At 50.2% G+C, this 17,663-nt stretch carries 12 protein-coding genes and 1 pseudogene; 4 read left to right on the top strand and 9 right to left on the bottom strand.

The annotated features are described in order from the left end of the window. Positions 1-16: 16 nt before the first annotated feature. Positions 17-1,323, top strand: a pseudogene (gene thiC / locus DXA55_RS12125) (phosphomethylpyrimidine synthase ThiC). An 86-nt stretch (positions 1,324-1,409) separates the two neighbouring features. On the opposite strand, the gene glpK reads toward thiC, so the two are convergent. The 4 genes from glpK to DXA55_RS12105 form a co-directional block, all read right to left on the bottom strand. Continuing rightward, entirely contained in the window at positions 1,410-2,900 is a 1,491-nt protein-coding gene (gene glpK / locus DXA55_RS12120; protein ID WP_117814337.1) for a glycerol kinase GlpK, read from the bottom strand. Positions 2,901-3,037: 137 nt separating this feature from the next. Continuing rightward, a complete protein-coding gene (locus tag DXA55_RS12115; protein ID WP_117814336.1) occupies positions 3,038-5,425 on the bottom strand; it encodes a glycoside hydrolase family 31 protein in 2,388 nt (795 codons plus the stop codon). 99 nt (positions 5,426-5,524) lie between these two features. After that, the gene (locus DXA55_RS12110; protein WP_117814335.1) at positions 5,525-7,195 is read right to left on the bottom strand and encodes a glycoside hydrolase family 13 protein; all 1,671 of its coding nucleotides are present in this window, start codon (positions 7,193-7,195) and stop codon (positions 5,525-5,527) included. Between the two features lie 154 nt (positions 7,196-7,349). Continuing rightward, positions 7,350-8,366, bottom strand: a complete 1,017-nt coding sequence (locus tag DXA55_RS12105) for a LacI family DNA-binding transcriptional regulator (RefSeq protein WP_117814334.1) — start codon at positions 8,364-8,366, stop codon at positions 7,350-7,352. 349 nt (positions 8,367-8,715) lie between these two features. On the opposite strand from DXA55_RS12105, the gene DXA55_RS12100 reads away from it, so the two are divergent. Both DXA55_RS12100 and DXA55_RS12095 read left to right on the top strand, forming a co-directional pair. After that, positions 8,716-9,330 (top strand): hypothetical protein, encoded by a 615-nt coding sequence (locus tag DXA55_RS12100; RefSeq protein WP_147342021.1) that lies wholly within the window; start codon positions 8,716-8,718, stop codon positions 9,328-9,330. Between the two features lie 2 nt (positions 9,331-9,332). After that, on the top strand, positions 9,333-10,247 hold the full coding sequence (locus DXA55_RS12095; RefSeq protein WP_117814332.1) for an InlB B-repeat-containing protein: 915 nt from the start codon (positions 9,333-9,335) through the stop codon (positions 10,245-10,247). Between the two features lie 123 nt (positions 10,248-10,370). Here the strand turns inward: DXA55_RS12095 and DXA55_RS12090 are convergent, their stop codons facing one another. After that, complete coding sequence (locus DXA55_RS12090) at positions 10,371-10,673, bottom strand: Dabb family protein (protein ID WP_022462610.1); 303 nt, start codon at positions 10,671-10,673, stop codon at positions 10,371-10,373. 69 nt (positions 10,674-10,742) lie between these two features. Continuing rightward, a complete protein-coding gene (locus DXA55_RS12085) occupies positions 10,743-11,489 on the bottom strand; it encodes an RNA polymerase sigma factor region1.1 domain-containing protein (RefSeq protein ID WP_147342020.1) in 747 nt (248 codons plus the stop codon). A gap of 140 nt (positions 11,490-11,629) precedes the next feature. Here DXA55_RS12085 and DXA55_RS12080 point away from each other — a divergent pair, with 140 nt between their 5' ends. Then, a complete protein-coding gene (locus DXA55_RS12080; protein ID WP_022462612.1) occupies positions 11,630-12,259 on the top strand; it encodes an HdeD family acid-resistance protein in 630 nt (209 codons plus the stop codon). Positions 12,260-12,369: 110 nt separating this feature from the next. Here the strand turns inward: DXA55_RS12080 and DXA55_RS12075 are convergent, their stop codons facing one another. The 3 genes from DXA55_RS12075 to DXA55_RS12065 form a co-directional block, all read right to left on the bottom strand. Then, positions 12,370-15,171 carry a glycoside hydrolase family 3 protein gene (locus DXA55_RS12075; protein WP_117814331.1) on the bottom strand — a complete coding sequence of 934 codons (2,802 nt, stop codon included), beginning with the start codon at positions 15,169-15,171 and terminating at the stop codon, positions 12,370-12,372. Positions 15,172-15,346: 175 nt separating this feature from the next. Beyond that, the gene (locus DXA55_RS12070; protein WP_055219809.1) at positions 15,347-16,705 is read right to left on the bottom strand and encodes a sodium-dependent transporter; all 1,359 of its coding nucleotides are present in this window, start codon (positions 16,703-16,705) and stop codon (positions 15,347-15,349) included. Between the two features lie 77 nt (positions 16,706-16,782). Beyond that, positions 16,783-17,640 (bottom strand): AraC family transcriptional regulator, encoded by an 858-nt coding sequence (locus DXA55_RS12065; protein ID WP_117509636.1) that lies wholly within the window; start codon positions 17,638-17,640, stop codon positions 16,783-16,785. Positions 17,641-17,663: the final 23 nt, after the last annotated feature.

Raw genomic sequence — 17,663 nt, 5'->3', positions numbered from 1 at the left:
TAAAGGAGAACAACAGATGGAACACAATTACGCAACACAGATGGACGCCGCACGCCGCGGCATTGTAACACCGGAGCTGAAAAAAGTCGCAGAAAAAGAGTATATGGCCGTGGAAGACTGATGCCGCTCGTTGCCAGCGGAAAGGTTGCCATTCCGGCCAATAAACTGCACACCTGCATCGATCCGGAGGGCATCGGCTCGATGCTGCGCACGAAAATCAATGTAAATCTCGGTGTTTCGAAAGACTGTAAAGATTACGATGTGGAGATGCAGAAGGTACTCTCCGCGGTCAATATGGGCGCAGAAGCCATCATGGACCTGTCGAGCCACGGCAATACGCAGCCGTTCCGGCGGAAACTGACCTCCGAATGTCCGGCCATGATCGGCACCGTGCCGGTATATGACAGTGTGATCCATTACCAGAGAGACCTGGATACGCTGACCGCCAAAGATTTTATTGACGTCATCCGCCTCCATGCCGAGGACGGTGTCGATTTCGTCACCCTGCACTGCGGCATCACCAGAAAAACCATCGATCAGATCCGCAAACACAAACGGAAAATGAATATCGTTTCCCGCGGCGGCTCCCTCGTGTTCGCTTGGATGTGCATGACCGGCGAGGAGAATCCGTTCTACGAGTATTACGATGAGATTCTCGATATCTGCCGTGAATACGATGTGACCATTTCTCTCGGTGACGCCTGCCGTCCTGGCTGCCTTGCCGACGCAACGGATGTCTGCCAGATTGAAGAGCTGGTGCGCCTCGGCGAACTCACCAAACGTGCCTGGGAGAAAGACGTTCAGGTTATGGTTGAGGGACCGGGCCACGTTCCGATGGATCAGATTGCGGCCAATATGAAAGTACAGCAGACCATCTGCATGGGCGCTCCGTTCTATGTCCTCGGCCCTCTTGTGACCGATATTGCACCGGGCTACGACCACATCACCGCTGCCATCGGAGGCGCGATTGCGGCCATGAACGGCGCTGCTTTCCTGTGCTACGTAACGCCGGCAGAGCATCTGGCTCTTCCGAACCTGGATGATGTAAAACAGGGCATCATCGCAAGCAAAATCGCCGCACACGCTGCCGACATCGCCAAAGGTGTTCCGCATGCGCGTGATATTGACGACAAGATGGGCGATGCCCGCCGCGTGCTCGACTGGGAAGCACAGTGGGACTGTGCACTGGACCCGGAGACCGCAAAAGCCATCCGCGCCGACCGCTCGCCGGAACAGGAAGATACCTGCTCGATGTGCGGTAAATTCTGTGCCGTGCGAAGCATGAACAAAGCTTTAAACGGCGAACATATCGACATTCTTTAACGTCAGTAGACAAGAAGTCACAGTACGCGAAAAGGAACGGTTTTCATTACGAAACCGTTCCTTTTCTGCATTTCCAAAATCTTTTTCTATTTTGCCCATCCTTCGGCGTAACGGACTGCTTTGTGCCATCCGTTCATCTTCTCATCGCGCTCCTCTTTCGAGAGCTCCGGCTCAAACGTACGGTCAATGGCTCCGTTCTGTTTTACCGTCTCCTGATCCGGCCAGTAGCCGACGGCGAGTCCCGCAAGATAAGCTGCTCCCATCGCGGTCGTCTCGATGCAGCACGGCCGCTCCACCGGCGCCTGGCTGATGTCCGCCTGGCACTGCATCAGGAAGTTGTTGGCGCTTGCTCCGCCGTCCACACGCAGCGCAGAGAGCTTCATGCCGGAATCTGCCTCCATCGCTTTTAAGACATCATCCACCTGATACGTGATCGACTCCAGCGTTGCGCGGATCACATGGTATTTGTTGACGCCGCGGGTCAGGCCGAGAATGGTTCCTCTCGCATACTGATCCCAGTACGGTGCGCCAAGGCCGGTAAACGCCGGCACGACGTAGCAGCCGTTCGTGTCGTTCACCTTCTGCGCCATGTACTCGGAATCCGCCGAGGACTCGATCAGCTTCATCTCATCGCGCAGCCACTGGATTGCGGCTCCGCCGACGAAAATGGATCCCTCGAGCGCATACGTAATCTTGTCCCCGATGCCCCATGCAATCGTGGTAACAAGACCGTGTGTCGAAGAAACCGGCTTTTCTCCCGTGTTCATCAGCAGGAAGCAGCCTGTTCCGTATGTATTTTTCGCTTCGCCCGGCGCATAGCAGGTCTGGCCGAACAGCGCCGCCTGCTGGTCTCCCGCTGCTCCCGCAATCGGAATCGGGCCGCCGAAATATGTGGATGCCGTCTCCCCGTAGACACAGCTCGACGGGCGGACTTCCGGCAGCATACAGAGCGGAATGTTCAGCTCTTTTAAGATATCCTCATCCCATTTCAGGGTATGGATATTGAACAGCATTGTACGGGACGCGTTGGTGTAATCGGTGACATGTATCTTTCCCTTTGTCATCTTCCAGATCAGCCACGTCTCCACTGTTCCAAAATAGAGATCGCCTCGCTCCGCCCGCTCGCGCACGCCCGGAACTTCATCTAGAATCCATTTCAGCTTCGTGGCTGAAAAATACGCATCGATCACAAGACCTGTTTTCTCCCGGAAACGGTCAACCAGTCCGCGCTCCATCAGGGAATCGCAGTATTCCGATGTTCTGCGGCACTGCCATACAATTGCATTGTAGACCGGCTCTCCCGTCTTTTTGTCCCAGACGATCGTCGTCTCTCTCTGGTTTGTGATGCCGATTGCCGCGATATCCTCGTAGGACGCGCCCGCTTTCTGCATTGCCTCCACGGCTACACCGAGCATCGTGGACCAGATTTCATTGGCATCGTGCTCCACCCAGCCCGGTTTCGGGAAACGCTGGGTAAACTCCTTCTGCGCAAGGCTTACGATCTGTCCTTTCTGATCAAACAGAATACAGCGGTTGCTCGTTGTGCCGGCATCAAGTGCCATGATGTATTTTCCCACGTTTAAAAATCCTCCTGTCTCACATTTCAAGAAGAGAGCCTGACAGAATCCACTGCCACGCTCTCTTCCTTTTCTTTGTATGTATCGTATCACAGAATTCTTTTTCTGTAAATCAAATCGTATTTTTCTGCAGCAATTTATGCCGTAATGATCTCCAGCAGCGCACCGCGCAGATCATTTGAAAGTTCCATGCTCTGCAGCTCTGCAGCCAGAATTGCTACCTTTCCGTCTGCTTTGTGAAGAAGATTTGCGATCTGCTCTTTGGTGATGTAGCTGATTTCGGCGTGCAGCAGCAGATCCATCGCACGTGTCATGACATCGTTCTTTGCAATCTCCGTATCTTCCGGCAGACAGATTGTCACGGTGTCCTGCGGTTTTACATCTGTTACCGCGATCGTAAGAAGTCCGTCTTTCTCTTTGACTTCTGCATCCGCTTCCACGCCGTTTACAAAGACCTTCGCTTCTTTTGCCGTACTTCCGCCGAATTCTACGCAGTACATTCTGCTTTCCGGAACGAAGCTCTGATTGCCTTCAACCGGTGCAATCGTAAATTTCCGCGCACCCCAGTCGAGCGTCATCGATGTTTTTGCACAGTCATCCTTCTCATATGCCATGGTAGTATTGTCATCCTCGTACAGGACAAATGTATTGTCCGCGCCCGCGTAAACGCGTACCGTCAGCTCATCCGGGTTAGATTCTACATCCAGCGCACTGATCTTCTCTGTCATCGGGATGATCGCACCTGCTTTCGCAAGAACCGGGATCTCCTCGAGCGTACGGTACAGATCCATACTTCTGCCACCCTCGTAAATCATTCCGTTGAAGAAATCAAACCACGTACCTTCCGGCAGCCACACCTTTGTTTTTGCACGCTTCAGCTCCGGAATGCATTTCGTTGTCACCGGTGTTACCATCAGCTCGCTTCCGAAGAAGTACTGATTCGGTGCCTGATTTTTGCCCCAGAAAACCGTCTCCGGGTAATCATAATACATCGGAACAACGATCGGTGTGTCCTCTTTCCATGCACGGTAGTTCATCGTATACAGATACGGCACCAGTTTATGACGCAGACGGAGGAAATCATCCATCGTGCTGCGCACTTCCATACTGAAGTTCCAAGGCTCTTTTCCACTGAAGGCACTGTTAGAGCTGTGCAGACGATTGATCGGAGAAAATACTCCGTACTGATACCATCTTGCTTCAAGCTCATCGTCACGGTAGCCAAGCATATGGCCGCCGATATCATGACTCCACCATCCATAGCCGATGTTGGAGGCTGTGCTGGTAAAGTATGGCTGGAAATCCAGTGATTCCCAGGTGATGTGAGTGTCTCCGGAAAATCCGACCGGATAGCGGTGGGAGCCGGGTCCTGCGTAGCGGGAGAAGGTCATCGGACGTTTTCCGTCTCTTCCACTATCAAGGAAATGATAGTGATTCAACATCCACAGCGGATCAAGACCCTCGATCTTGGTATTTTGTCCCTGCTGCCAGTCAATCCACCAGAAATCGACGCCCTCTTTTTCCATCGGATGATGGACTTTGTCGAAATATACATCAACAAATTTCGGATCCGCAATGTCAAAATTGACCGGCTCTTCTTTTTTTGCATCCACTCCCATAGCTTCTGCTACTTCCGGATAGCAGTCCTCATACGCACGAATTCCGTCTGCAGGATGGACGTTCAGTGTTGTCTTCATGCCACGTGCATGGAGTTTTCCAAGAAAACGCTCCGGATCCGGGAAGAGTTTTTTATTCCAGCTATAGCCGGTCCAGCCGCTGCCGTATTTCGGATCCACATCGTCTACACGGTGCCAGTCCATATCGATAACAGCAACCGAGAAGGGAACGTTCTCTTTGTCAAAGTCTTCCATCAGTTTCATATAGGATGTTTCACTGTAACGCCAGTAACGGCTCCACCAGTTTCCAAGCGCAAACCTCGGAAGCATCGGTGTCTTGCCACAAAGGTGGTAGAAATCCTTTAATGCCAAACGGAAATTCCAGCCATAGCCGAAGAAGTACAGATCCTGCACTCCTTTCTTTCTCGGGGTCACCCAACCGTCCTCTGTCATCAGAAGCGACTTCGAATCATCCAGAACAGCGGAACCAAACCAGGACATGATACCAGGTTCCAGTTCGCATGCTCCGTTGACCTGATCAAGCGTACGGGCCGTTCCTCCAAGATCCTGTGTCGGATCTCCGTAATGCCATGCCGGTACAGAACTGATGCCGACTGCCGTTGTTTTGCAGGAAAGTCCGTTTGCAGAGAATGCCTTTTTGTTGTAATTCAGCTGCAGATACTTTGTGCGCAGCTCCAGCTCATCGCCTGTGTCTTTGACGGAAAATTCCACTGCTGGAAAATCACGGTTTACAACCGTCTGGGATGCCGCATCGATGAATTCACCGTCCTCACTGTATTCCAGCCGAAGAAGATGATCCGTCAGCACCGTGATACGATATTTATCGCCCTTTACTACATTCTTCGGATCTGCAAGCGGATGTGTCTCCATTTTCAGATATGATTTCATGTTTTGTTTTCCCCTTTCTTATCTTACCGGTTTTTGCCACATTTTGAGAACAGGAATCTGTGGCAAAAGTTCGTTCTGTCACAGATTCCTCTGCATTTTTTATTTTGTTTGCAGAACAACCGCCTCATACGCGCGCAGTTTTCGTGTCCCTGCTGCCGCGCCGTCCTGCGGATAGTTGCTGATCAGCACCTCTGCTCCTGCAAAGGTTTCCGGAACCGTGTACTCCTGCTCCTCTTTTGTAAAATTGCACATCACGAGGAGTTTCTGATCGCCTAAGGTTCTGGTATATACATACAGTGCCTCGTCCTCCGGATCGAGCAGCTCGTACGTTCCGTAAACCATGATATCCTTCTCTTTCCGGAGATGAATCAGTTTCTTGTAATAATTGTATACAGAATCCGGATCCGCCATCTCATTTTTTGCATTGACGGTCTCGTAATCCGGTCCGACTTTGATCCACGGGGTTCCTGTGGTAAATCCTGCCGAAGCGGTATCATCCCACTGCATCGGAGTTCTTGCATTGTCTCTTCCGCGCAGGTTCAGGTAGCGCATCATATCGTCCGGCGCTACTTTTCCGGCTCCGGTCAGCTCGTGAAACGCGTTGATGCTCTCAATATCGCGGAATTCGGACAGATCGTGGAACGGAACGTTCTTCATGCCGAGCTCATCGCCCTGGTATACGTACGGGGTACCCTGCATCATATGAAGGCAGGTTGCAAGCATTTTGGCACTGACTACGCGATATTCCGGTGAATCATCGCCGAAACGGGACAGGCAGCGCGGCTGGTCGTGGTTTCCAAGGAAGAGGCTGTTCCATGCCTTGCCCTCAAGCTCCGTCTGCCATGCTGTCATGACGCGTTTGAAATCTTTGAGCGGTACGCGTTTGTCCGTCCATTTGCCGTATTTTCCGCTTGCCAGCTCAACCAGCTCGAACTGGAATACCATGCTGAGCTCTTTGCCGTCTGCGGATGCATATTTTTCTGCCTCCTCGATCGTGACACCGGCACACTCACCGACCGTCATCAGATCATATTTGGAAAGGACTTCCTTGTTCATCTCCTGCAGATACTCATGAACGTGCGGTCCGTTTACGCAGCCGGAGTCACCGTAGAGTCCGCCTTCCGGAATCTTGCCGTCCGGCAGCCCTTCCGGTTTGGAGATCATGCTGATGACATCCATCCGGAAACCGTCAATGCCTTTTTCACACCACCAGTTCATCATATCGAAAACTTCTTTTCGAACCGTTGGATTCTCCCAGTTCAGATCCGGCTGTTTTGTTGAGAACAGATGCAGGTAATACATCTCGGTCTGCGGATCGTATTTCCATGCAGAACCGGAGAAGCAGCTTCCCCAGTTGTTTGGCTCTTTTCCTTCTTTTGCATCACGCCAGATGTAATAATCGCGGTACGGGTTGTCTTTCGATTTGCGGCTCTCCACGAACCATTTGTGTTCATCTGAAGTATGATTGACAACAAGGTCCATGACCAGCTTGATGCCTCTTTTATGCATCTCCGAAAGCATGCGGTCAAAATCCTCCATTGTTCCGAATTCCTGCATGATTGCCCGGTAATCGCTGATATCATATCCATTGTCATCGTTTGGTGACTGGTACACCGGAGACAGCCAGATAACATCCACGCCAAGATCCTTCAGATAATCCAGACGGGATGTGATACCATTTAAATCGCCGATACCGTCTCCGTTGCTGTCCATGAAGCTGCGCGGATAAATCTGATACACTACGGCTTCTTTCCACCATTTTTTGTCCATTTTTTTACCTCCTTTATTTCATCCCCAGAACGTGTCTGGTTCTTTGATTCTGTCGTTTGCAAGCACAGTTTACCATACTTCACGGTGATTTTTCAATAGTTTTGCGCAAAACCAGCAGTTTCTACAAGAGTTTTTCTGTAATTTTGGTAACTATTTACTTCGTCAGATCTCTTACCGACTCCCTCTCCACCAGCGTTGTCGGCAATGGCGGAATATCTTTTTGTACCGGCTCATCCTGGATCAGGTGCATCAGGACCTCTACGGCACGGCGTGCTTTTCCATCCACCATCTGATGCACGGTAGTCAGCTTCGGCCGCGCAAGTGTCGCATAAGTAACATCATCAAAGCCCGCAATTGAAATTTCCTCCGGAACCTTTATTCCCCTGTTCTGCAGAAAGTTGGATGCTTCAAGTGCATAGTAATCCGATGAAAAAAAGAGCGCTGTCTGTTTTTTGAAGAACGGAAGCATCTCCTCATATGCCTTCTCCCTCTGCTCTGGATTCCACGGGATCACAATATGGCGGCTTTCAAAGTCCTCAATTCCCGCCTCCTCCATTGCCTGACGCACACCGAGCCACCGATAGTGGTCAACACCGAGATCGCAGTCGGATAAAAAGAGAAATTTTTTATGTCCCTTTCCAATCAGGTACTGACTCATCTGGTACGCACCGCCGCGGTCATCCATCGTAATGGAGCGGACTCCAAGTTCCGGCGGGAGATACTGATCAATGGTTACCAGCGGTTTTCCGAGACGTTCCGAGAGCTCTGCAATCTCCTTTTCCTTCAGAGCCATCGCAATCATGCCGTCAAAATTCCAGCCGAGCGCCTGCTGCATAAGATCATCCTGCTCATGGCGCGCAACCAGCATCATATAGTAGCCGTGTTCCCGGATCTGATACTCCAGATTTCCGAGCATTGCCGACACAAAGGGATCCTCAAAGGAAGATGCATTTCCTTTCTTCATGAAACCAAGCGCCACACCAATGAGACCGGAGCTGTTATTCGCCAGCATGCGCGCGCTGATACTCGGCACGTACTCCATCTCCTTTAAAATCCGGTTGATTTTCTCGACCGTCGCCTTTGAGACGCGCCCTGTCTTTCCGTGTATTACATTCGAAACCGTCGTCGGGCTGACCCCTGCGCGGTCTGCAATATCTTTGATTCTAATCATCGGTTCTCTGCCTTTCCTTTTTCTTCACAATTTTCTGAATTCTGTTATGTTTATTTTACCAAGACGGCAAAATGTTTACAACTACTTTGCATCGGCAAACACTACAAAATTATTACATTTTCTTAAACGATATGTAAGAAAATCTCCATCCCTCCTTCATTTACTTTCCGCCGGTTCCGTGGTAAGATAGGATGACAGAAAAAGTTCACCTTTTTTCTGTAAGAAAGGACCTACACATCATATGCGGCTTGCATTTACAAATTTTTCGATAAAATCTCCCACCGGCAAGAAATCCGGCCGTTTTTTTCTTGCCCTTTTTCTGGGCATTTTTCTCTTTCTGACTCACCCCATGCTCTGTCAGGCTGGTTTTGCCTCCAGTACGCCGTTTACCGGCGCCTCCTGGGAATTGGTCGGGGAATATCCGATTCTCGGCAGCAACGGCGCGGTGCAGTCCGTCTGTGCGACGGAAGATTATATCATCTGCATCGAAAATTTTAATGATCTGACGACAGAGCCGGACGTAGTCTCTGCCTACTATAAAAATGATACAGACGCAGACGGAAATCCCGTTACGCAGTATTCCCTCGCGCATCAGGTAAGGGACGCAGACTTTGCTCACGCGAACGGTATGGCATACAATCCCGTCACACATGAAATCCTCGTAAGCGGCTACAGCAGCCCGGATGCTTCCAATTACGGATGTATCTTCCGCCTCGACCCGGATACCCTGGAGCAGAAAGAGCGGATCCAGCTCTCGACGAGCTACAATATTCTCGGCATCGATTATCTTCCCTCTACGGGCGGCTATCTGATCCAGACCGATGCAGACGGCGGCTACGGCTTTAAACTTCTCGATGCCTCACTTCAGATAGTGGATGACTGGGGCACGTATCCCTTCGATTTTTACATGGAAATTTTCAGGATCTCTGTGTTTCCGGCGATCTCTTTTTTATTTTTCCACTGACGATGCATCTCGGAATCGGAAACTTTATCCAGACATACTCACTCTCGCAGAAAACACTGCTTGCGGACGACACGGTTGATTTTGGCTTTTCCGACGATATCACCATCAATGAACCAGAGGACCTCTGCGAGACAAATCCTGGGGAATTTATTGCGATTGTAAACGTAAAAAAGGCAGATGGTGGACGGTATGTGCAGTTCTACCGCACCCGGGTTCCGTATCTGTTCACGGTTTCCACTTCCGCGGCGGAGCATGGCTCAGTGTCCGAGGGCGGGGAATTTTCCCGCGGAGAGGAAAAAACCGTTTCCTACACGGCAGACGAAGGCTTCCGGCTCGCAAAGCTCTCGGTGGACGGCTTGTATCTGCCGGTGACGGAATATCCGGACAGCTATACTTTTTCGGATGTTCAGGCGGACCATACGCTTGCCGTAACCTTTGAGCCGATTCCGACGGCGACACCGACGCCGACTGCCACTGCGACGCCGACCGAAACACCGGCCATAACCCAGACACCGGAACCGGCCATTTCCAAAGCACCGGCATCATCCACGGTTTCCTTCTCATCTGTGGCTTCCCATTTCGCAGCGTTCTGGAAAAGCACTGTGCATGCCGCTTCCTGGTTCCGCCATCTTGCCTCGGCCGGTGCATCCCTTTTTGCCCGTATCCGGAAGGCAGATCCTGTTTTTCTGGCGATGCCGTTTGTCCTTCTCGTTCTGATTCTGCTCTTTGTCCTCCGCCTGCGGTATGTCCGCCGCATCCGGCGGGAGCGGTCGCGGAAAGCGCTGGAACACAGAAGAAGAACGTACGAAGAACTGGTCAGAGAATTTACGGAAGATCCGAAGGACGAAGAGGTTTCCATCGATGAGCTGCTGCTTACAATTGACGAACTGCAGAAGGAAGAACAGAAAAACACTTAAATGAAACGTATTCACCAGATCAGGAATTGATCTTCTCGGCACAAAAAAAGTATCCCGCTTCCCCAAAAGGGACGGGATACTTTTTTATTTACACGGGCAACGAGCTAAAGTCCGTGCTTGTTTTTACTCTTCGTAATCGAGTGCCGCACGCTCCGTTGTGTACGGACGTACATAGGTGTCTGCTACTTTTACGTGCTCCGGATGTTTTGCATATACAGCTACATCCTCTGCTTTTTCCAGGGTTGTGACAAGTGCCATATCATGGGTGGAAGATGCAAGCGGTGCTTCTACAAAGTCAACCGTCAACAGTCCCGGCACTTTGCCGACCAGGCTTTTCAGGTTCTCTGCCATCGCTTTTTTCAGCTCCGGTTTCTTTGCATCCTCTACTTCTGGTTTGAATTTCCACATAACAATATGATGTACCATTGTATTTTTCTCCTTTGCTTTTGTTTTATTGCCAATTCACACAGTTTCTGTGCAAATACCAGCCTTTTGTTACGGCTCTTCGCCTGCAATCCGCAGAATATCCTCAATCTCTTCCACGGACATGTCAAGATACGCGGAAAGCTCTGCCACACTGAAATCCATGTCATCGCCGTCGGAGAGTTCCTCGATGGCGTCTTTTAAGCGGTTTACTTTATTGACTACAGTATTGTCCTTGTGTTTCTGAACTCTGTGTTCTTCCATGAAATCGCTGATCGTCTCACGCACAGCCGCATCAATCGCCTGCTCCGCCGTCTCAGCTTTTACAACGGACTCCAGCGCTACTAAAAGTCCGACATTTCCCTCCTGCACCAGATCCATCAGGAAGAAATCGCGGGTGTGCATTTCTTTTGCGGTCTCAATAACTTTCGGAAGCCAGAGCTGCACGAGCATGCTCTTTGCAAGGGAATCGCCCTCTGCCGCTTTCCGGTAAAGCTCTGCCGTTTCTTCCTCCGACGGTGTTTCTGTCTCCGGCAGTTCGTCAAGATACTGCTGTAAGGCACGCAGCTCCTCCTCGGAAAACTCCGGTTTTTTCTTTTCTTTTTCGGTCTCCTCCGGCACGACGCCCGGCTCATAATCTGCCACATCGACCTGCTCCATCGTCAGATATTCGCAGACAAAGGTGACTTTCTGCTCATCCAGTGCAAAGTCTTCAAAAAAGTCTCTGACTTCTTTCATCGTTACTTTATTTTCATGGTCTCTGGCGTATGACAGCAATTCGGAGAGCTTCTCCTGGAACTTTTTCTGTTCGTCCTGCATCTTTTTTACCCTCTCTTTCTTCCGTTTCACGATTCCATTTCTTCGTACATTTTTTTCAATTTGTCCATTGCTTTTTCTGCTTTGAAAAGCTACTATAAAAGCAAACGAAAAACCACATTCAAGTGGAAAGGAGAATCCTTATGAAACAATTTTTTCAGGATGTGAAAAACAGTTTCCTGCTTTCAGCCGCTGTCTCTATTATACTAGGTATCGTGCTGATCGTCTACCCCGTAAAAACGAGTTTGCTGATCTGTTATATCGCCGGAGCACTGCTCCTGTTTGGCGGCGTTGTTGCGTTGATCCGCTACATTGCAAGCCGCGGCGAGCCGTTTTTCTTCCGCTACGATCTGTTCGTTGCCCTGGTACTGATTCTGTTCGGCTGCTTCGTTATCTTTGAAAGTGACCTTGTAATCGCATTCATCCCGGTTGTCATCGGTATCATCCTTCTGGCAAACGGACTGCTCAGCATTCAGAAGGCGTTCAACCTCAAAAAAACAGGGCTGGAAAAATGGTGGCTTGAGTTCCTGCTGGCTCTTTTAACCAGCGTTCTCGGCATCATCATCTGTACCAATCCGTTTGATGCCGTTGCAACCACAAACATTTTCATCGGTATCTGCCTTGTCTACAGCGGCATTTCCGATCTTGTCACCACCTACTACATGGGCCGCGCAAAACGCCGGATCAAAAACGTCATCCAGACCGAGATCAACCAGCAGAAAATCCTGCACGATGACAATGTGATTGATGTGGATGAGGACGAGCTTCACTAAAAAACAGCTTCTTCCATAAAAATCTTCTTTCATACGAAAAACCGGAACCCGGCACCGCTTTCAAACAGCGGCTCCCGGGTTCCGGTTTTTCTCTGTATTTCTTTTTTTATTTATTCCTCGTGTTTGCTCAGTACTTCCATGCCTTCTCTTAACTTCAGGCGGATCTTTCCAAGCTCCAGACCATTTGCGCCGAAGTACAGCTTCAGGTAGTGGTTCGGGCCGAAGAAGAAGCCAAGGTCTCTCGTCTCTTTGATCCACTCACCTTTTGTTCCGCGGATGCTGATCATAGTTTTTACGATATTGTCGATGTACACGGTTACCGGCAGCTGTGCGAGGTCTTCCAGATCGGATTTCATCTCGATTTCGATATCGTACGTTCCCATCTTGTCAGCCAGAATCGTAACACCGCATACTTCACTGTTTCCTTTTTTCGTGTTCCATGCGGATGCGTCAATCACAACATCTCCCGTTGCCGGATCTGCCTCGTATGTTACAAGATCTGCTGCAACGAAATCGTTGTCGCCCATCTGCTCCTGTGCTTCTTTCTCTTCCTCGCTGATGCGGTCCAGGAACCGTAAGATGCTTGGAGTTCCAAGGATGAAATGCAGGACATTCATCGCATTTCTCTGCAGGTCGCCTCTTGTGATCTCGCCGTTTTCCAGTGCCTCTTTCACATCGTCCTGTCCCATATCGGAGCAGTCGGTGCATACCATGAAGACATCGTTTCCGGCAGATACCATCGGTGCATGGGTTGTTTTGGTTGCTTCATATCCCTCACGGTTTGACATTGCCCACCAGTCAGTCATAACGAAGCCGTCGTAGTTCCACTCGCCGCGCAGAATCGTGGTCAGAAGATCGTAATTTCCTGCAGTCCAGATGCCGTTGACCGGTCCGTAAGTGCTCATGATGGATCTTGCGCCGCCTTCTTTGACTGCGATTTCATATCCCTTCAGATAGATTTCACGCAGGGCACGCTCGGAAACAACGGCGTCCACATGATGTCGGTTGGACTCCTGGTTATTTGCACAGAAATGTTTGATGGTTCCGGTTACATCGGATTTTTCCATACCAAGAATCTGTACGGCACTGATCCATCCGGTCAGGTACGGATCCTCGGAGATATACTCAAAGTTACGGCCGTTCAGCGGGTTTCTGTGAATATTCATACCAGGTCCGAGCAAGGCATCGACACGGTTCTGTCTCATCTCGCGTCCTGCCATCTCGTACAGATCTTCTACCAGCGGAAGGTCAAACGTACAGCCAAGCAGGGTTCCGTTCGGCATGGAGAAGGCTCTCGTTCCGCAGTCAAAGCGGAGTCCGGACGGGCCGTCGGTACAGCAGGCTGCCGGAATACCGAATTCCTGCAGTTCCGGTGTCAGGCCGCCGAATGCTGCTGCGGTTCCCGGAGTAACCTTCGGGCTGCACATGCCCTCGCCGCGGAAGATGCAGATCAGATCTTCATCGGAAAGCTGTGCCACGAACTCTTCCATCGTTACTTTCTTATCCAGGACATCACCGAGCTTGTAGCCTTTGTCACCGGTATAGGTGATCGGCTCCATGCGGTTTTCTTTCATGCGCTCGATCGGATCTACGGTGCGCAGAGGAGCTGCCTCATATCCCGGTTTTAACGTTCCGTCTTCGCCCGGAACAGCTTTCATGCGCTCAAATGCTTCTACCGGAGCCATAGCCTCGGTCAGGATCTCAACCACTTTGAACGGCTGCTCGTATGCACCGGCAAAGGCTGCGCTTCTGACATCGCTTCCGACGTAGAACTCATAACTGCCCTCTTCGAGTACGTAGCAGGATTTGTGGCCGGTTGCACCGCTGTCATCGTAGGATGCAAAGCTCTCTTTGGTCACATCGATCGTCAGCGTCTCTTTTGCGCCTGGTGCAAGAACACCGGTCTTTGCAAAACCGACGAGTGCGCGGGATGGTTTTCCAAGAACACCCTGCGGAGCTTTTACATAAACCTGAACAACCTCTTTACCATCCGTTTTGCCGGTATTTTCAACGGTTGCCGTCACGGTTACATTGTCAACATCTTTCTCTTCTGCCTCTGCGGTCACGGCAAATGTCGTATAGGAAAGACCAAAACCGAACGGATACAATACTTTCTCTTTTGCAAAGGTCTCAAAGTAGCGGTATCCGACGTAGATATCCTCTTTGTACTCATTGCGGGTCAGATCGCCGAAGCAGCCTTGGGACGGATAGTCCTCGATATTCTCTGCAATCGTGTCGGTCAGCTTACCGCACGGATTGACTCTTCCCATCAGTACATCGGCAACACCGTTTCCGCCTTCCTGACCACCCTGCCATACATAGAGAACAGCTGCCGGATTGCACTCTTTCACCCATTTCATGTCGATAATGTTTCCGACGTTCAGCACAACGATTGTTCTTGCAAATGCTTTGCTGACTTTTTCTACCATCTCTTTTTCAGTATCGGTTAAGAGATAGCTGCCTGCCTCATTTTTGTTGTCCTGATCCTCACCTGCGGTACGGCCTACAACAACGATGGCTGCATCGGCGCCTTTTGCACTCTCCACGATCTCGTCGGTCAGCTCCATCTCTTTTTGGGACCACGGCACCTTGCCCCAGCCCTGTCCTTCGTCGTACGGATTTTTCTCGATCCATTTTTCGTATGTTCCAAGAAGATTCTCGTCGAGTGTAATGTCTTTTTCTTCTTTTAAGGCATCCAGAATACCGACAACGTATTTCGTATTGACAAGACCGCCGGAGCCAAGTCCGCTCTTATAATAGTGGAATGCAATTCTTCCGAAAACAGCCACTTTGTCTCCTTTTCGAAGCGGGAGTGCCTCATTTTCGTTTTTCAGAAGTACACAGCCTTCTGCCGCTGCCTGACGGGCCAGTGCTGCATATTTGTTGAAATCCAGTGGTGTAAATTTTCCCATTTTGTTCCCCTTTCTCCTGTATCCTTTCTGATCCGACAAGTGCCGGGACACCTGATACTTCCGGGTCCCGGCACCTGTTCTGGTCTCTTGTCTTTTATTATCTCGTATTCCTGGCTTTTTTTCCAGTTCTTTTCTTATCTTTTTTTCGTCTGATATTGACCTTTTTGTTCCTGTCTTATCCGATCAGTCCCTGGACAATTAATACCAGAAGCAGCAACGGCAGAATATAAGAAAGATAAACCCGTACCCAGTCCGGCACTTTCAGGCCCCCGCCCTTATTTGCCTCTGCCTGGTAGTTTTTGAAGCCCCAGCCCCATTTTGAAGTACAGAACAGAAGGTAAATCAGAGAGCCGACCGGCAGCAGAAGGTTGCTGACGATAAAGTCCTCAAGATCAAGAACGGTGCTTCCTGCGCCGAGCGGCTGGAATCCGGACCACACATTGTAGCCGAGTGCACACGGCAGGGATCCTAAGATCACCAGAATGCAGTTGATGATGGCTGACTGTTTTCTGGAAACGCCGAAAATCTCAGAAAAACAGCACATGATATTCTCAAATACAGCGATGATGGTAGACAGCGCCGCAAAGAACAGGAACAGGAAGAAGAAGCTTCCGAAAATCCGTCCGCCCTTCATCGAGGTGAAAATGTGCGGCAGCGTCATAAAGATCAGCTTCGGGCCGCTGTCCGGCTGTACGTTGTAGGAGAAGCACGCCGGGAAAATGATGAGGCCTGCGGTAATCGCTACAAACGTATCGAGCGCTGCAATGCTGACTGCCTCGCCGAGCAGGGATTTTCCGCCGTTTAAGTAGCTGCCGAAAATCAGCATCGCGCCGATACCAAGGCTCAGCGTAAAAAATGCCTGGCTCATCGCGTTTGTGATAATGTGGAACAGTCCCACCTGTTCGATCTGCTGCATATCCGGCACCAGATAGAATTTCAGTCCCTCTTTGGCACCCGGCATCGTAAAGCTGTAAACCGCAAGGAAAATCATGATGACCATCAACACGATCATCATCACCTTTGTAACACGCTCCACGCCGTTCTGCAGACCCACCGAACAGATCAGAAAGCCTGCAATTGTAATAATCAGCATGGTAATGACAAGAATCGACGGAGATGAAAGCATCTCGTTGAATTTTCCGGTTACGGCGTCGCCTGTCAGGCCGCTGAATTTTCCGGTTAAAAAGCTGTAGAAATAGTACAGCATCCAGCCTGCAACGACGGTGTAGAACATCATCAGCAGATAGTTTCCGATGAGGGCAACGTATCCGTGGATATGCCACTTCTGCCCTTTCTTTTCCAGTTCCCCATACGCGCGCACGGTACTCTTTTTGCTTCCTCTTCCGATGGCAAGCTCCATCGACAGAATCGGAACTCCCATGATGGCAAGGAACAGCAGGTAAAACAGCACGAAAATGCCGCCTCCGTTGTTTCCTACCATATACGGAAATTTCCATACATTTCCGATGCCGATGGCACATCCTGCCGAAAGCAGAAGAAAGCCAAGGCGCGATTGGAATGTTTCTCGTTCCATTTCTTTTTGTTCCTCCCTTTTTTCTTCCATACTCCCGGAATTTCTCCGCAAGTACATCTTCGTACAAAACCAAGACTTCAGACAGCACCGTTCTGCCGTTCTTTCCGGTATGCCGACGGCGAGATTCCCATATGGTGACGGAATACTTTTCCAAAATAGTTTCCACTGGAAAATCCGGTTTCTGCTGCAATCTCTTCCACACTCTTTCCGGTATTCAAGAGCAGCGTCATCGCTTTGCGAATTCTCGCTTCCTGAAGATACTGCATGGGAGAAACGCCTGTTTCCTCCCGGAAGCATCTCGTAAAATGGGCAAAGGAAACCCGGCTCTGTTCTGCCAGCTGTTCAATCCCCTGCACAGATGCGCAGTCGGTATCCATCTGCCGTATCGCTTCCCGAACAAAAAAATGTGTCTGCTTCCGCTCCGGACGCTGTACCTCCCGCAGAAGAGAACAAAAAAACTGATACAAAAACACACCGCATTCATACGGTTCCGACCGGTAACCGTTTTTCAGTTTTCGATGCATCTGCAGTGCAGTCCGAATTGGCTCGCTATCTGCATCCGCATAAAAAACATCTCCTGTTTTTTCAAACAGTCGTTCTGCCGCATAGGACACTGCACTTCCACGAAAATGAAAATACAGAAAAATCCATGGTTCTTCGGATTCCGGATGCAGATAATATCTGCTATTCTCCGGAATCTGACACAAAAATCCTCTCCCGGGACGCATTTCATACGTTTTTCCGTTTTTTTCAAACCATCCTGTTCCCGAAAGCGTATACTGCATCAGCCATCCGGAATATGTTCCGCGGTCTGTATTATGAAATGCATACGGTTCCTTCCATCTCTTTTCCACCCCGCCGTCCAGCAGCAAAAACGGAGCGTTCGGCCAGTGATCCAGATCCAGGATTCCATATACTCCGATCAGATCTTCCATCAAAAAATTACCTCTTTTATCCG

It is taken from the genome of Blautia sp. OF03-13 (genome assembly GCF_003460685.1).
In the GTDB taxonomy this organism is placed as follows: Bacteria; Bacillota; Clostridia; order Lachnospirales; family Lachnospiraceae; genus Fusicatenibacter; species Fusicatenibacter saccharivorans.
This window is presented reverse-complemented; position numbering and strand designations above follow the sequence as displayed.

Coding starts and splice junctions, on each gene's coding strand:
- DXA55_RS12115 (WP_117814336.1), bottom strand. CDS start 5,425: ATGAAATCATATCTGAAAATGGAGACACATCCGCTTGCAGATCCGAAG.
- DXA55_RS12110 (WP_117814335.1), bottom strand. CDS start 7,195: ATGGACAAAAAATGGTGGAAAGAAGCCGTAGTGTATCAGATTTATCCG.
- DXA55_RS12105 (WP_117814334.1), bottom strand. CDS start 8,366: ATGATTAGAATCAAAGATATTGCAGACCGCGCAGGGGTCAGCCCGACG.
- DXA55_RS12100 (WP_147342021.1), top strand. CDS start 8,716: ATGCTCTGTCAGGCTGGTTTTGCCTCCAGTACGCCGTTTACCGGCGCC.
- DXA55_RS12095 (WP_117814332.1), top strand. CDS start 9,333: ATGCATCTCGGAATCGGAAACTTTATCCAGACATACTCACTCTCGCAG.
- DXA55_RS12090 (WP_022462610.1), bottom strand. CDS start 10,673: ATGGTACATCATATTGTTATGTGGAAATTCAAACCAGAAGTAGAGGAT.
- DXA55_RS12085 (WP_147342020.1), bottom strand. CDS start 11,489: ATGCAGGACGAACAGAAAAAGTTCCAGGAGAAGCTCTCCGAATTGCTG.
- DXA55_RS12080 (WP_022462612.1), top strand. CDS start 11,630: ATGAAACAATTTTTTCAGGATGTGAAAAACAGTTTCCTGCTTTCAGCC.
- DXA55_RS12075 (WP_117814331.1), bottom strand. CDS start 15,171: ATGGGAAAATTTACACCACTGGATTTCAACAAATATGCAGCACTGGCC.
- DXA55_RS12070 (WP_055219809.1), bottom strand. CDS start 16,705: ATGGAACGAGAAACATTCCAATCGCGCCTTGGCTTTCTTCTGCTTTCG.
- DXA55_RS12065 (WP_117509636.1), bottom strand. CDS start 17,640: ATGGAAGATCTGATCGGAGTATATGGAATCCTGGATCTGGATCACTGG.